This is a genomic window from Cellulomonas olei (assembly GCF_039548315.1).
Taxonomy (GTDB): Bacteria; Actinomycetota; Actinomycetes; order Actinomycetales; family Cellulomonadaceae; genus Cellulomonas.
Genome location: NZ_JBCLVN010000055.1, coordinates 1 through 14,181 on the forward strand (window position 1 = coordinate 1; position 14,181 = coordinate 14,181).

The following is a 14,181-nucleotide window of genomic DNA, read 5'->3' on the forward strand; positions in this document are numbered from 1 at the left end:
CTGGCCGGCGGTCCCGCCGCGCTGGCGCAGGCGCTGGACGCGCTCGGCCCGCGGGCGGCCCGCGAGCTCGCGGTGTCCGGGTGGCCGACGTGGCGCGCGGCCGCCGCCGCGGCGGAGGGTCCCGTGCGGGTGTCCGGGCCGCGGGTCGAGGTCGTCGCGGGCGCGTGGCACGTCGTGGCGGCCTGGCACGCGGCCGGGCACCCTGCCGCGCAGGAGGCCCCGTGACCCTCGTCGTCGCTGTCGTCGGCCCGACGGCCACCGGCAAGTCCGACCTCGGCCTGGCGCTCGCGGAGCGCCTCGGGGGCGAGGTCGTCAACGCCGACGCGCTGCAGCTCTACCGGGGGCTGGACATCGGCACCGCGAAGCTGGCGCCGGCCGAGCGCCGCGGCGTCCCGCACCACCTGCTCGACGTGCTGGACCCCACCGAGGACGCGAGCGTCGCCGCCTACCAGCGCGACGCCCGCGCGGCCGTGGCCGACATCGGGGCGCGCGGCCGGCGGCCCGTCGTGGTCGGCGGCTCGGGGCTCTACGTCCGGGCCCTGCTCGACCGCATCGAGTTCCCGGGCACCGACCCGGAGGTCCGCGCCCGGCTCGAGGCCCGCGTCGAGGCGGAGGGTGCCCGCGCGCTGCACGCGGAGCTGGCGGCCGTCGACCCCGTGGCGGCGGACAGCATCGGACCGCGCAACGCCCGGCGGATCGTGCGCGCGCTGGAGGTGGTCGCGCTGACCGGCAGGCCGTACTCCGCGAACCTGCCGGGGCACGACTACGCCGTCCCGGCGGTGCAGATCGGGCTCGACTGCGACCGGGCGGTGCTCGACGCGCGGGTCGAGGCCCGGGTCGACCGGATGTGGGCGGCCGGGCTCGTCGACGAGGTGCGCGGGCTCGTGAAGAGCGGGATCGGCCGGACCGCGGCCCACGCCGTGGGGTACGCGGAGGTGATCGCGGCGCTGCGGGGCGAGATCACGCTGGACGAGGCCCGCGCGCAGGTCGTCGCCGGGACGAGGCGTCTCGCCCGCAAGCAGATGGGGTGGTTCGGGCGCGACCCCCGGGTGCACTGGCTGGACGCCCAGGACCCGGACCTGCCGGAGCGCGCGCTCGCCCTGGTGGCGGCCGCGGACGCCGGCGAGCTCGGCCTCGCCACGGCCGACCCGGCGCCCCGCCGTAGTCTGGGTTCATGACCGTCCCCACAGCCGCGCCCGCGACCGCCACCTCCTCCCGGGTGCTGCACGCGACCAAGGGGCACGGCACCCAGAACGACTTCGTGCTGCTGGACGGCCGCGACGGCGTCGACCTCGACGCGGCGCTCGTCCGGGCGCTCGCCGACCGGCGCGCGGGCGTGGGGGCGGACGGCGTGATCCGGCTGGTCGCCAGCGGCGACCTGCCCGAGGGCGCCGCCGTGCTCGCCGAGGACCCCGCCGCCACGTGGTTCATGGACTACCGCAACGCCGACGGCTCCGTGGCGGAGATGTGCGGCAACGGCGTCCGGGTGGTCGCGGCGTACGCGCGGGCGCTCGGGCTCTGGGACCCCGCGGAGGGCGAGCTCGTGCTCGGCACGCGCGCCGGCGTCCGCCGCGTCCGCGAGGTCGAGGGGCCGGCCGGCGAGCTCTGGTACGCCGTCGACATGGGCGCGTGGCGCCTGCCGGGCGGCACCGGGGCGGTGTCCGCCGGCTTCGACGCCCAGGTCGCGGTGGCCGGGCTCGACGTGCCCCGGCCGGCGCTCGGCGTCGACCTCGGGAACCCGCACACCGTGCTCGCGCTCGCCGGGGACGCCGAGCTGGACGCCGCCGACCTCACGCGGGCGCCGGCCGTCGAGCCGGTGCCGCCGCACGGCACCAACGTCGAGCTCGTCGTGCCCCTCGGCGAGGAGCGGGACGCCGACGGCACCGTGCTGGGACGCCTCCGGATGCGGGTGCACGAGCGGGGCGTGGGGGAGACCCGGTCCTGCGGCACCGGCGCCTGCGCCGCGGCGCTCGCCGTGCGCACGTGGGCCGGGCCGCAGGCGCCCGACGTGTGGCTGGTCGACGTCCCCGGCGGCACGGTGCGGGTCACGGCGCTCGCGGACGGCCACGTCGAGCTCGCAGGGCCCGCGGTGCTCGTCGCGGACGTCGACGTCGACGTCGCGGCGCTCGCGGGCTGAGCACGGGCGCCGGCCGTCCGGGAACACCACGGCGGCGACGAGGCGTTCCGTCTCCGTGACCCCCGATCCCCGGCCGCGTGACGCGGGCACGCCGGCGCGTGACGTGCTGCCGCCGTCCGGCGCGCTCCCGCCTGGCGCCCTCCCGTCCGGCGCGCTCCCGCCCGGCGCCCTCCCGCCCGGCGCCACCGCGGCGGACGCGGCGGGGCAGCCCCTCCACGCGGGCGCGCTGCGCCACCCGCTCGGCGCCGCGGCCACGTTCGTGCAGCTCTCGTCGGCGTTCTGCGCCCCGTGCCGCGCGACCCGCCGGATCCTCGAGCGCGTCGTCGCGACGACCGAGGGCGTCGCCCACGTCGAGGTCGACGTCGCGGACCGGGCCGACCTCGCCGAGCGGTTCGCGGTGACGCAGACGCCGACGGTCGTGCTGCTCGACGGCGGCGGTCGGCCCGTGGCGCGCGTGACCGGCGTGCCGTCGCTCGCGCAGGCCCGTGCGGCGGTGGCCGCCGTCGCCGGCTGACGCCGGCCGCCGGTCAGCCCGCGGCGACCACCCGCAGCACCCGGAACCCCCGGGACGTGGCGACGCGGTCGACGTCCGCCTCGCCCCCCAGCTCCTCGCCCAGCCAGCGCAGCAGGGAGTCCGACCCGAGGTTCTTCGCCACGACCAGGTACGCCTCACCACCGGGGACGAGCCGGCGCAGCCACTGGCGGAGCATCGCGTGCAGGGTCTCCTTGCCCACCCGGATCGGCGGGTTCGACCAGATCGCCGCGAACCGCACGTCGTCCGGGACGTCCTCCGGGCGCACCGCGCGCACCCCGGTCAGCCCGTGCGCCGCCGCGTTGCGGCGCGTGAGGTCGAGGGCGCGCTCGTTGACGTCGACCGCCCACACGCGGGCCGCGGGGGACGCCAGCGCGAGGCTCAGCGCGACCGGCCCCCACCCGCACCCGAGGTCCAGCAGGTCGCCGGCGCGGGGCGGCGCGGGCACGTGGCGCAGCAGCACCTCGGTCCCCGCGTCGAGGTGGTCCGGGGAGAACACGCCGCCCGCCGTCCCGACGTCCAGGTCCCGGCCGGCCAGGTGCACGGTGCGGCGCCGGAGCTCGCCGTCCGACGCGGGCTCGGCCGTGAAGTAGTGCTCGGGGCTCACGTCCGCGACCCTACCGGCGTCCGCCGGTGGCGAATTGCCTCGCGCGGCCCCCCGGGGCGCGCGACACTGGACACCGGGCGCCGACGACGGACGCCCGTCGCCGACACCGAAGGACGCGCGTGACCGATCCCCAGACCCCCCCGACCCGCGAGCAGGACGTCACGGACGCACCGGGGGACCCGCAGCAGGCCGCGCGGGACGCCCAGCGGGTCGCCGACGACGTCGTCGCACGCGTGCTGGCCCGGGCGGGCACGGCGCTCCAGGACGGCGCGACCGTCCACACCGCGCACGACGGGGAGCAGCTCGACCTCGAGGAGCGCACGTCGCTGCGCCGGGTGGCGGGGCTCTCGACGGAGCTCCAGGACGTCACCGAGGTCGAGTACCGGCAGCTCCGGCTGGAGCGCGTGGTGCTCGTCGGCCTCTGGGGCGGCCCGGGCACGACGCAGGAGACCGCTGAGATCTCGCTGCGGGAGCTCGCGGCGCTCGCCGAGACGGCCGGCTCCGAGGTGCTGGACGGGCTGCTGCAGCGCCGGTCCACGCCCGACCCCGGCACGTACCTCGGGTCCGGCAAGGCCGCGGAGCTCGCGGGCGTCGTCCTGGCCGTCGGCGCGGACACCGTCGTCGTCGACGGGGAGCTGGCGCCCTCGCAGCGCCGCGCACTGGAGGACGTCGTCAAGGTGAAGGTCGTCGACCGGACCGCCCTGATCCTCGACATCTTCGCCCAGCACGCCAAGTCGCGGGAGGGCAAGGCTCAGGTCGAGCTCGCGCAGCTCGAGTACCTGCTCCCGCGCCTGCGCGGCTGGGGCGAGTCGATGTCCCGGCAGGCGGGTGGCCAGGTCGGCGGCGCCGGGGCCGGCATGGGCTCCCGCGGACCCGGTGAGACGAAGATCGAGCTGGACCGCCGCCGCATCCGCAACCGGATGGCCAAGCTGCGCCGCGAGATCGCCGCGATGGAGCCCGCCCGGCAGACCAAGCGGGCGTCCCGGAAGAAGAACGCGATCCCGTCGGTGGCGATCGCCGGCTACACCAACGCCGGCAAGTCCTCGCTGCTGAACCGGCTCACCGACGCCGGCGTCCTCGTGGAGAACGCGCTGTTCGCCACGCTGGACCCGACCGTGCGCCGCGCCCAGGCCGCGGACGGCCGCGTGTACACCCTGGCGGACACGGTGGGCTTCGTCCGGAACCTCCCGCACCAGCTCGTGGAGGCCTTCCGGTCGACGCTCGAGGAGGTCGCCGACGCGGACCTGGTGCTGCACGTCGTGGACGCCTCGCACCCCGACCCGGAGGGGCAGATCGCCGCGGTGCGGCACGTGTTCGCCGACATCCCGGGCGCGATGGACGTGCCCGAGATCATCGTGCTGAACAAGGCCGACCTCGCCGAGCCGGAGGCGCTCGCCCGCCTGCGCTCGCGCGAGCACGGCGCGGTCGTCGTCTCGGCGCACACCGGCGACGGGATCGACGAGCTCCAGGCGGTCATCGCCGACCAGCTCCCGCGCCCGGGCGTCACGGTCGACGTCGTGATCCCGTACGACCGCGGCGACCTGGTCCACCGGGTGCACGAGACCGGGGAGATCGACGCGGAGGAGCACACCGAGCTCGGCACGGCGCTGCGCGGGCGGGTCGACGCCGGCCTCGCGTCCGAGCTGGCGGCCGCGGCGGTCCGCGGCCGCTGACGCCCGCCGACGACGCCGCGTGCGGGGCTGTCGGCGCGCGCGACTACCCTGTCCGGGTGCCTGATCCAGCCCCGGACGTCGACCACCTCCTCGACGTGGCGGTGGCGGCGCTCGGCGGTGCGCCGCGCGAGGGCCAGCGGCGCATGGCCCGGGAGGTCGCCGACGCCATCGAGGCCGGCCGGCACGTGATGGTCCAGGCGGGCACCGGCACCGGGAAGTCGCTCGGGTACCTGGTGCCGTCGGTCCGGCACGCCGTGCTGGCCGACGAGCGCGTCGTGGTCTCGACGGCCACGCTCGCCCTGCAGCGCCAGGTCATGACGCGCGACCTGCCGCTCGTCGCGGACGCGCTCGCCCCGGAGCTGCCGCGGCCCCCCCAGGTCGCCCTGCTCAAGGGCTGGCACAACTACGTCTGCGTGCACAAGACCGCGGGCGGCTACCCGCCGGACGACCAGGGCATGCTGTTCGACCTGGGGGACCGCGGTGCGGCGGACCACCCCGCGACCGCGGAGGCGACGGACGGCGAGCCCGCGGAGAAGGAGTCGCTCGGGGCCCAGGTGGTCCGGCTGCGGGAGTGGGCGGAGGCCACGGAGACCGGCGACCGGGACGACCTGGTGCCCGGCGTCGGTGACCGCGCGTGGCGGCAGGTCTCCGTGACGGCGCTGGAGTGCCTGGGGCAGCGGTGCCCGGTGCTCGACGAGTGCTTCCCCGAGCGGGCGCGGGCCGCGGCGCGGTCCGCCGACGTCGTCGTGACGAACCACGCGATGCTCGGGATCGCGGCGTCCGGCTCGCCCGGCGTGCTGCCCGAGCACCAGGTGCTCGTGGTCGACGAGGCGCACGAGCTTGCCGACCGCGTCACGGCGCAGTCGACCGCGGAGCTGTCGGTGGCCACCGTCGAGCACGCCGGGCGGATGGCGCGCCGCCACGCCGGTGTCGCGACGACCGACCTCGACGGTGCCGCCGCGGCGCTCGGCACCGCCCTCATGCAGCTGCCCGAGGGCCGGTTCGCCCAGGGGCTGCCGGAGGGCACGCGCGCCACCGTGGCGATGGTGCGGGACGCCGCGCGGTCGCTGCTCACCGCCCTGCGTCCGGAGAAGCCCGCCGCGGGCGAGAGCGCCCAGCCGGACCCGGGCCTGAAGATCGCGACGTCCGCGGTGCTGGCGCTGTTCGAGGTGGCCGAGCGGATGGCGGCGGACCCCGACGACCAGCGGTTCACCGTCCTGTGGTGCTCCCGCGGGGAGCGCGACGGGGCGACCCGGCTGTACGCGGCGCCCCTCGCGGTGAACGGCCTGATCCGCACGAACCTGCTGGCCGGGAGGGCGTCCGTGCTGACCTCGGCCACGCTCAGCCTCGGCGGGGAGTTCCGGCCGATGGCGCGGGCGATCGGCCTCGAGGGGGCGGGCGAGGCGGCCGCCGCGACGGCCTCCGTGGCGACGCCCGCGGCGGTGCTCGGGGCGCCGGGCGGGAGCGAGGGGACGGACGCGGGGGGTGCGGCGTCCGCGGGGGAGGCGTCCGCTCGCGGGCGGGCGGGCGCCGAGGGGACCGGGTCGTCCGCGACCGCGACCCTGCCCTGGCACGGCGTGGACGTCGGCAGCCCGTTCGACTACCCGCGCCAGGGCATCCTCTACATCGCGCGCCGTCTGCCGCCGCCCGGGCGCGAGCCGGCGACCGACGCGCAGCTCGACGAGATCGAGGCGCTCGTCACGGCCGCCGGCGGCCGGACCCTCGGGCTGTTCTCGTCGCGTCGCGCCGCGGTGGCCGTCGGCGAGGCGATGCGCGAGCGGCTGGACGTCCCGGTGCTCGTGCAGGGCGAGGACCAGCTCCCGACGCTGGTGCGGCGGTTCACGGAGGACGAGGCCACGTGCCTGTTCGGCACCCTGTCGCTCTGGCAGGGCGTCGACGTCCCGGGCCGGGCGAACCAGCTCGTGATCATCGACCGCATCCCGTTCCCGCGCCCGGACGACCCCGTGCGGTCGGCCCGCTCCGAGGCCGTCGCCGCGGCCGGGGGCAACGGGTTCATGTCCGTCGCGGCCACCCACGCGGCGCTGCTGCTCGCGCAGGGGGCCGGGCGCCTCATCCGGTCCGTGGACGACCGGGGCGTCGTCGCCGTCCTCGACCCGCGTCTCGCCACGGCGCGGTACGGGGAGTTCCTGGCGCGGTCGCTGCCGGCGTTCTGGCGCACCACGGACCGCGAGGTCGCGCTCGGGGCGCTGCGCCGGCTCGCGCAGCCCTGATCGCGCGTCCGGGCCCGCGCGGGCCCGTGACGTGCGTCGCAGCCGAGCGGACGCACAGCCGGCCCGGGGGCGGCTAGCCTCGTGCGCAGCAGCGCGCCGACCGGCGCCGACGCAGCACCAGCACCACCGGGAGGACCGCCGTGAGCGATCAGACGAACGACGTCGAGGGCGACGAGCTCGGACTGCCGGGGACCGCCGCCGGACCGCGCCGCACCACCAAGCTCGCCGTCGTGGGCGCGGGCGCCGTCGGGTCGACCATGGCGTACGCGGCGCTGATGCGCGGCGCGGCCCGCAGCGTGGTGCTGTACGACATCAACAAGGCCAAGGTGGAGGCGGAGGCGCTCGACCTGGGCCACGGCATCCAGTTCATGCCGATGGCCGAGGTGGTCGGGTCCGACGACATCGCCGCGTGCGCGGACGCGGACGTCGTCATGGTCACCGCCGGGGCGAAGCAGAAGCCGGGCCAGACCCGCATCGACCTGGCCGAGGCCACGATCTCGCTGGTCAAGAAGATCCTGCCGTCGCTCGTCGAGGTGGCGCCGAACGCGGTGTACGTGATGGTGACCAACCCGGTCGACATCGTGACGTACGCGGCGCTGCGGGTGTCCGGCCTGCCGCCGACCCAGCTCTTCGGCTCCGGGACCGTCCTGGACTCCTCCCGGCTGCGGTACCTCATCGCGCAGTACACAGGCGTCGCCGTGCAGAACGTGCACGCGTACATCGCGGGCGAGCACGGCGACACCGAGCTGCCGCTGTGGTCGTCCGCCACGATCGGTGGTGTCCCGCTGCTCGACTGGAACGCGATGGACGGCCACGTGCCGCTGACGCGCGAGGTGCGCGACTCGATCGCCCGCGAGGTGGTCGACTCCGCGTACCGGATCATCGCCGGCAAGGGCGCGACCAACTACGCGGTGGCGCTGGCCGGGTCCCGGATCATCGAGGCGATCGTCAAGGACGAGCGGCGGATCCTGCCCGTGTCGTCGCTGCTGGACGGCTACCACGGCATCTCGGACGTGTGCCTCTCGGTGCCGTCGGTGGTGGGGCGCTCCGGCGTGGGCGAGCGGCTCCAGGTGCCGATGTCGACGGACGAGCTCGCGGGGCTCAAGCGCTCGGCCGAGTCGCTGCGGGCGGTGGCGCGGCGCTTCGGGCTCTGAGCGACCGCGGCGCCGGGTCTCAGACGCGCCCGGTCGCGCCACGCGGCCGGACGTGGGGGTGCTCGACGCCCGAGGCCGCGGTGCGCAGGGCGGCGAGCGCGGCGGCCACCGCCGGGACCCGCGCCGTCCCGGGTGCCGCGACGGCCTCGACGACGCGCGACGTCCCGGGGTGCGCCGGGTGGACCGTGACGCCGGGGTGCGGCAGGGCGGCGAGCGCGAGCCCGGGCAGGGTCGCCACCCCGAGCCCCGCGCGGACCAGCCCGAGCACGGCCAGGTAGTCGTCGGTGGCGAAGTCCACCCGGGGCGCGAACCCGGCGCGCGCGCACGCGCCCACGAGCTGCGCGCGGCACTGCGGGCAGCCCGCGATCCACGGGCGGTCCGCGAGCGTGCCGAGCGCCACCGGCTCCCCGGACCGGCGGCCGTCGGCGGCGGGCAGCACCACGAGGACGTCGTCGTCCAGCAGCGGCACCCGGAGCAGGCCGCGGCCCTCCCCGTCGTCCGGCGGCGCGGCGTCCGCGGCGCGGAACGTCAGGGCGACGTCGACCCTGCCGGCGGCGAGCTCGGCGAGCGCCTCGGGCGGCTCCGCCTCGGCGAACGTCGTGCTCAGGCCGGGGTGCTCGGCGCGGAGCGCGGCGAGCGCGGCGGGCAGCAGGGTGGCGGCGCCCGAGGGGAACGCGGCGACGCGCACCCGCCCGGCCCGCAGCGACGCCACGGCCGCGACCTCCTCCAGCGTGGCGTCGAGCGCCGACTGCACGGCGGCGGCGTTCCGGGCGAGCACCAGGCCGGCCTCCGTCAGGCGCACGCCACGCCCCGCGCGGACGACGACCGGCGTGCCGACCGCCCGCTCCACCGCCCGGAGCTGCTGGCTGGCGGCGGGCTGCGTCAGCCCGAGGGCGCGCGCGGCGGCGGTCACGCTGCCGGTGTCGTGCACCGCGCGGACGAGGCGGAGGGCGGCGGCGTCGAGCGGTCGGGGCGACATCCTCGGAGCATAAGTTAGACGCATGGGTACGGGAGAAACTGGCGCTTGTCCGCATGAGCGTCTCCGGGCAGAGTCTCCGGCATGCGATCCCTCGACGAGCTCCGCGCCGACTTCGACCCCGCGCCGGGCTACCTGAACGCCGCGACCGCGGGCGTCGCGCCGCGGCGGACGGTGCAGGCGCTCCGGGACGACCTGGACCGCTGGGGCGGCGGCCGGCTCGACGTGCCGGGCTACGAGGCGGCCGTCCGCGCCGCGCGCGCGTCGTTCGCGCACCTCGTGGGCCTGCCCGTGGCACGCGTCGCGATCGGGTCGCAGGTCTCGGCGATGACCTCGCTCGTCGCGGGCTCCCTCCCGGACGGCGCGCGGGTCGTCTGCGTGGACGGCGACTTCACGTCCGTGGTGTTCCCGTTCCTCGCGCAGGGCGACCGGATCCGGGTCGAGCACGTGCCGGCCGCGCGGCTGGCCGAGGCGGTCGTGCCCGGCGTGGACCTCGTGGCCTACGCACTGGTCCAGTCGGCCACGGGGGAGGTGCTCGACGACGAGGCCGTGGTCGCGGCGGCGCGCTCGGCCGGTGCCCGCACGCTGTGCGACCTGACGCAGGCGGCCGGGTGGCTCCCCGTGGACGCGGGCCGGTACGACGTGTCCGTCACGGCCGCGTACAAGTGGCTCTGCGCCCCGCGCGGCACCGGGTTCCTCACCGTGCGCGAGGAGGCGCAGGACGGGCTGCGACCCGCGCAGGCGGGCTGGTACGCCGGCGAGGACCCGTGGGCCTCCTGCTACGGGCCCGCGATGCACCTGGCGTCCGACGCGCGCCGGTACGACGTCTCCCCGGCCTGGCAGGCCTGGCTCGGTGCCGCGGAGTCGCTCGACGCGTTCGCCACGACCGACCCCGCCGCCGTGCGGGCGCACGGGGTCGGCCTCGCGGACGCCCTCCGCGCGGGGCTGGGCCTGGAGCCCGGCGGGTCCGCCGTCGTCAGCCTCGCGGACCCGGACGGCAGCCGCCTGGCCGCCCTGGGCGCGGTCGGGTGCCGCGTGGCCGGGCGCGCCGGGCGCGTCCGGCTCGCCTTCCACGTCTGGAACGACGAGGAGGACGTCGCGCGCGCCCTCGCGGCGCTGACGCCGTCGGGCGGGGACGCTGCGGCCTGAGCGCGGCGGGTCGCCCGAGGGGCGGTCGACGTCCGCGGGCGTCCCCGGCCCGGTGGTCCGGGCGGGCGCCGCCGCCGCCGAGGTCCGGGCGGCGTCGCGGCGGGCGCCGCTACAGCGCGCGCAGCACCGAGACGACGCGGCCGAGCACCTGGGCGTGGTCGCCGTCGATCGGCGAGTACGCGGGGTTCTGCGGCATCAGCCAGACGTGGCCGTCGGTGCGCTTGAGCGTCTTGACGGTCGCCTCGCCGTCGAGCATCGCGGCGACGATCTCGCCGTTCTCGGCCACGGGCTGGCGGCGGACGACGACCCAGTCGCCGTCGCAGATCGCGGCGTCGACCATCGAGTCGCCGACGACCTTGAGCAGGAACAGGTCGCCGGCGCCGACGAGCTGGCGGGGGAGCGGGAAGACGTCCTCGACCAGCTGCTCGGCGAGGATGGGCCCGCCGGCGGCGATCCGGCCGACCACCGGCACGTAGGCCGCCTCGGGCGCGCCGTCGCGGGGGGCGCTGTCCTCGTCGCCGAGGCCCGCGACGCCCGGCAGGGGGGCGACGCCGCGCGAGTCGTCCGGCTGGACGACCTCGATGGCGCGCGGCCGGTTGGGGTCGCGTCGCAGGTAGCCCTTGCGCTCGAGCGCGGTCAGCTGGTGCTTGACGCTCGACGGGCTCGTGAGGCCGACGGCGTCGCCGATCTCGCGCATGCTCGGCGGGTAGCCGCGGGACTCGACAGAGGCCCGCACGGTCTCCAGCACCAGGCGCTGCCTCGGGGTCAGCCCGTCGCCCTCGGCGTCGAGCTCGACCACGGCAGGCCCGTCTGCCGCGCCCGCCGTCGCGCCGGATCCCTCGATGGCCATCTCCGCTCCCGTCTCCGTGGCGCCGGTGCCTGCCGCACCCGTCCGCCGAGCCGGGCGACCGCGCAGGTCACGGGGCTGCGGACCCACCCGGCGGCGTCCGCCCGGCGGTCGTGTCAGACCCTCGTGGTGCGCTGTTCCCGACGTCCCCGAGCGTAGGGCGCGCGGACGGGTGGATCAAACACCTGTTCGATCGTGTCTCGACATCGCGCTCCGGGTGTGGTTCAGTTCGTACAGACGTTCGAACGAACAGGTGTTCGGCGGGTCGCGAGGCGGCCCAGGAGGGAAGTGGTGGAGATGAGCGCCATCGCAGTGCAGCCGCGACTCGGGACGCGTCCCGTGGCCGAGCGGCCGGCCCGTCCTCGTCCTGCCGCGGTGGGCCCGGTGACGGCGCGGTCCGCCGGCCGGGAGCGCACCGCCGCGCGTCCGTCCGCCGCCCCCGAGGCGACGCTGCACCTGACGCGCCGGGGTCGTGCGGTCCTGCTCGTCCTGGCCCTGCTCGTGGTGCTCGGAGGGGTCGTCGGTGGCCGCGCGGTGGCGGACGGTCCGCAGCAGGCGACCGAGGTCACGACCCACGCCGTGGTGGCCGGCGAGACGCTCTGGCAGATCGCCGCCGACGTGGCGGCCCCGGGCGAGGACGTGCGCGACGTCGTGCTGTGGCTCCAGGAGCTCAACGGACTGCCGGACGCCTCGCTGATGGCGGGTCAGGTGCTGCTGCTGCCTGCGGGCTCCTGACCTGCTGGTCCGGTGCATCCGGGCCGCCGTGAATAACGGCACAGGACGCTTGCGTAATTGGGACGCCTGCCTCTACTGTGGTGCCACCTCGAACGGCTGGCTGGGGGGCTCGCCGCGAGGGACGCGTCGTCGCCGGCACCGTGGGTTCGTCCCGCCGCCCGGCGCGAGGCGTGCAGCAACCGTCCGCGCGAGGCGAGTCGCCCGGACGAGACGGGACGGGGGCGTCCCCACGGGGGTGGCCGCACACGCGGCCACCCCCGTCGTCATGTCCGGCCCGGGCGCACGAGTCCCGGCAGCACGGGCAGCTCCGCTGCCCGGTGCGCCTCGGGGCGGGTCGACGTCGCGGCGTCGCCGCGCTGGGTCGGATGCTCGGCGTCGCCGCGCTGGGTCGGATGCTCGGCGTCGCCGCGCTGGGTCGGATCCTCGGCGTCACCGCGTCGGCGCGACGTCCGGGCGTCACCGCGCCGGTGCGACGTCGTCCAGCACCATCTCGGCGTAGCGGAACGGCTCGCCCGTGCTCGGGTGCCACATCGCGGCGGCCGCCGACGGCAGCCGGCGCCCGTGGTGCACCGCGTAGCCGTCCACCGGTGTCGACCAGCGCTCGCGTGTGAACGACCGCCCGTCGCGCGTGGCGCGGAAGCGGTCGTCGGAGACGAAGTCCACGAGGTCGCCGTCCTCGTCGAACTCGAGCACCGCCCGCACGGAGTGTCCGCCCTGCCGGTACGTCCCCCGCACGCGGCGCGCGTCGAGCTCCTCCCACGTCACGGGTGCGGCGAGCAGCGCGGACGGCGCCATCAGGCAGAGGTCGTTGAACAGCGTCACCGTCTCGCTCCGGTCCATCGCCGGGCCCGCGCCGCGCAGGACGGGGACGACGGAGAGCAGGTCACCCCGCATGGTGGCCCTGCCCTCGGTCAGCACGTGCAGCACGTCGACCGGGAGCCCCGCCGCGGTGGCGTCCAGCAGGAAGTGCCGGGTGGGGCGGGGGCCGGCGGTGTCCACCTGCTCGCCGGTGAAGGTCATCCACCGGTCGGACGGCCCGCTGCGGATCCGGCCGTGCAGCGTCACGCGCACGGCGGTCACCGGCGGGCGACCGACGCTGTCGGTGCGCCGCAGGTAGCGGGCGACGGCGGCCGGGAGCGTCGCGAGGTCGTCCGCGGTGACGGCGCCCGCCCGGTCGGCGTCGGCCCGGACGTCGGCTGCGGCGAGGGCGGCCGCGACGCCGCGGCGGTACCGCGCGCGGGCGGACCGGTGCCCCGTCGCGCACCACCCGTGCAGGACCGCGATCCCGAGCACGACGTTCGCGAGGGTGCCCCAGCGGGCGTCGCCGTGCGACACCACGAGCACCTGGGACGCCACGACCGCGACCGCGCCGGTCCGCCACCAGGTCGGCCGGTCGGCGATCAGGGCGGCGCCGGCCCCGATGAGGAGCACCGCCGTGGCGAGCCACGCGAGGCCCTCCGCCGACCCGACCGCCGGGGGTGCGGCGTCGCCGGCCAGGCCCGGACCTCCGGGTGTGGCGGCGAGCACGAGCAGGTGCGCCGCGCCGTGCGCCACCGCGAGCGCGCCCACGGCGAGGTGGACAGTGCTCCTGGGTCGGCCGGTCACGCGGGGGTCCTCCCGTCGGCGAGCGCGGCGAGGCACCGGCCCACGAGGTCGGCGAGCCGGGCCAGGTCGGCGTCGTCGAGGCCGGCGAACACCCGCGCGACGAGCCCCTGCTGCTGGGCGACCGCGGCGGGGGAGTCGAACAGCTCGGCGACCCGCGGTGTGGTGCGCAGGCGCGTGGCCCGGCGGTCCGCCGGGTCGGGGACCAGGTCCACCAGGCCGCGACGCTGGAGCTGCAGCGCGATCTGCTTGACGTTCTGCCGTGAGGTGCCGACGACCTCCGCGGCGCGCGTCAGCGTCGGGTGCTCGCCCGGGAAGCCGCGCACGAGCACCGCGAGCAGCAGCCACTGCCGGCTCGTGACGCCGTAGCCGGTGAGGGCCTCGTCCGTGTGGCGCGTCAGGTGCTGCCCGAGCACGAACAGCGTCCCGAACAGCTCCGCCTCGTCTGCCGCGCGCGTCATGTGCGTAAGGTATTACGGATCGCGCGGGTCCCGCGGGGGACGGAGGTCCCTCCGTGGGACGTCCCGGGGCCGGGACG

General features: G+C 77.3%; 14 protein-coding genes. 9 read left to right on the forward strand and 5 right to left on the reverse strand.

Annotated features, from left to right (window positions below; genetic code table 11):
* The 4 genes from AAHH18_RS14985 to AAHH18_RS15000 all read left to right on the forward strand — a co-directional run.
* The coding region (locus tag AAHH18_RS14985; RefSeq protein WP_343302147.1) for a hypothetical protein at positions 1-225 on the forward strand (225 nt) is incomplete at its 5' end.
* The gene (gene miaA, locus AAHH18_RS14990; RefSeq protein ID WP_343302148.1) at positions 222-1,178 is read left to right on the forward strand and encodes a tRNA (adenosine(37)-N6)-dimethylallyltransferase MiaA; all 957 of its coding nucleotides are present in this window, start codon (positions 222-224) and stop codon (positions 1,176-1,178) included. The genes AAHH18_RS14985 and miaA, both read left to right, overlap by 4 nt.
* Positions 1,175-2,137 carry a diaminopimelate epimerase gene (gene dapF / locus AAHH18_RS14995; protein ID WP_343302149.1) on the forward strand — a complete coding sequence of 321 codons (963 nt, stop codon included), beginning with the start codon at positions 1,175-1,177 and terminating at the stop codon, positions 2,135-2,137. The genes miaA and dapF overlap by 4 nt, the downstream gene beginning before the upstream one ends.
* A gap of 55 nt (positions 2,138-2,192) precedes the next feature.
* Positions 2,193-2,651: a thioredoxin family protein gene (locus tag AAHH18_RS15000; protein ID WP_343302150.1), complete on the forward strand. Its 459-nt coding sequence runs from the start codon at positions 2,193-2,195 to the stop codon at positions 2,649-2,651.
* Positions 2,652-2,664: 13 nt separating this feature from the next.
* Here the strand turns inward: AAHH18_RS15000 and AAHH18_RS15005 are convergent, their stop codons facing one another.
* Positions 2,665-3,276, reverse strand: a complete 612-nt coding sequence (locus AAHH18_RS15005; RefSeq protein ID WP_343302151.1) for a class I SAM-dependent methyltransferase — start codon at positions 3,274-3,276, stop codon at positions 2,665-2,667.
* A 119-nt stretch (positions 3,277-3,395) separates the two neighbouring features.
* Between AAHH18_RS15005 and hflX the strand changes: the two genes are divergently transcribed.
* The 3 genes from hflX to AAHH18_RS15020 all read left to right on the forward strand — a co-directional run bounded on the left by hflX (position 3,396) and on the right by AAHH18_RS15020 (position 8,334).
* Positions 3,396-4,949: a GTPase HflX gene (gene hflX / locus AAHH18_RS15010; RefSeq protein WP_459349151.1), complete on the forward strand. Its 1,554-nt coding sequence runs from the start codon at positions 3,396-3,398 to the stop codon at positions 4,947-4,949.
* A gap of 56 nt (positions 4,950-5,005) precedes the next feature.
* Positions 5,006-7,180 carry an ATP-dependent DNA helicase gene (locus AAHH18_RS15015; protein ID WP_343302152.1) on the forward strand — a complete coding sequence of 725 codons (2,175 nt, stop codon included), beginning with the start codon at positions 5,006-5,008 and terminating at the stop codon, positions 7,178-7,180.
* 182 nt (positions 7,181-7,362) lie between these two features.
* On the forward strand, positions 7,363-8,334 hold the full coding sequence (locus AAHH18_RS15020) for an L-lactate dehydrogenase (protein WP_255596361.1): 972 nt from the start codon (positions 7,363-7,365) through the stop codon (positions 8,332-8,334).
* A 19-nt stretch (positions 8,335-8,353) separates the two neighbouring features.
* On the opposite strand, the gene AAHH18_RS15025 is transcribed toward AAHH18_RS15020, so the two are convergent.
* The gene (locus AAHH18_RS15025) at positions 8,354-9,313 is read right to left on the reverse strand and encodes a LysR family transcriptional regulator (protein WP_343302153.1); all 960 of its coding nucleotides are present in this window, start codon (positions 9,311-9,313) and stop codon (positions 8,354-8,356) included.
* An 81-nt stretch (positions 9,314-9,394) separates the two neighbouring features.
* On the opposite strand from AAHH18_RS15025, the gene AAHH18_RS15030 reads away from it, so the two are divergent.
* The gene (locus AAHH18_RS15030) at positions 9,395-10,459 is read left to right on the forward strand and encodes an aminotransferase class V-fold PLP-dependent enzyme (RefSeq protein ID WP_343302154.1); all 1,065 of its coding nucleotides are present in this window, start codon (positions 9,395-9,397) and stop codon (positions 10,457-10,459) included.
* A gap of 109 nt (positions 10,460-10,568) precedes the next feature.
* On the opposite strand, the gene lexA is transcribed toward AAHH18_RS15030, so the two are convergent.
* Positions 10,569-11,309: a transcriptional repressor LexA gene (gene lexA, locus AAHH18_RS15035; RefSeq protein ID WP_343302155.1), complete on the reverse strand. Its 741-nt coding sequence runs from the start codon at positions 11,307-11,309 to the stop codon at positions 10,569-10,571.
* Between the two features lie 294 nt (positions 11,310-11,603).
* Between lexA and AAHH18_RS15040 the strand changes: the two genes are divergently transcribed.
* Positions 11,604-12,041 (forward strand): LysM peptidoglycan-binding domain-containing protein, encoded by a 438-nt coding sequence (locus AAHH18_RS15040; RefSeq protein WP_343302156.1) that lies wholly within the window; start codon positions 11,604-11,606, stop codon positions 12,039-12,041.
* A 456-nt stretch (positions 12,042-12,497) separates the two neighbouring features.
* On the opposite strand, the gene AAHH18_RS15045 is transcribed toward AAHH18_RS15040, so the two are convergent.
* Positions 12,498-13,646, reverse strand: a complete 1,149-nt coding sequence (locus tag AAHH18_RS15045) for a DUF6544 family protein (RefSeq protein WP_343302157.1) — start codon at positions 13,644-13,646, stop codon at positions 12,498-12,500.
* Entirely contained in the window at positions 13,643-14,104 is a 462-nt protein-coding gene (locus AAHH18_RS15050; RefSeq protein ID WP_343302158.1) for a MarR family winged helix-turn-helix transcriptional regulator, read from the reverse strand. The genes AAHH18_RS15045 and AAHH18_RS15050 overlap by 4 nt, the downstream gene beginning before the upstream one ends.
* Positions 14,105-14,181 lie beyond the last annotated feature (77 nt).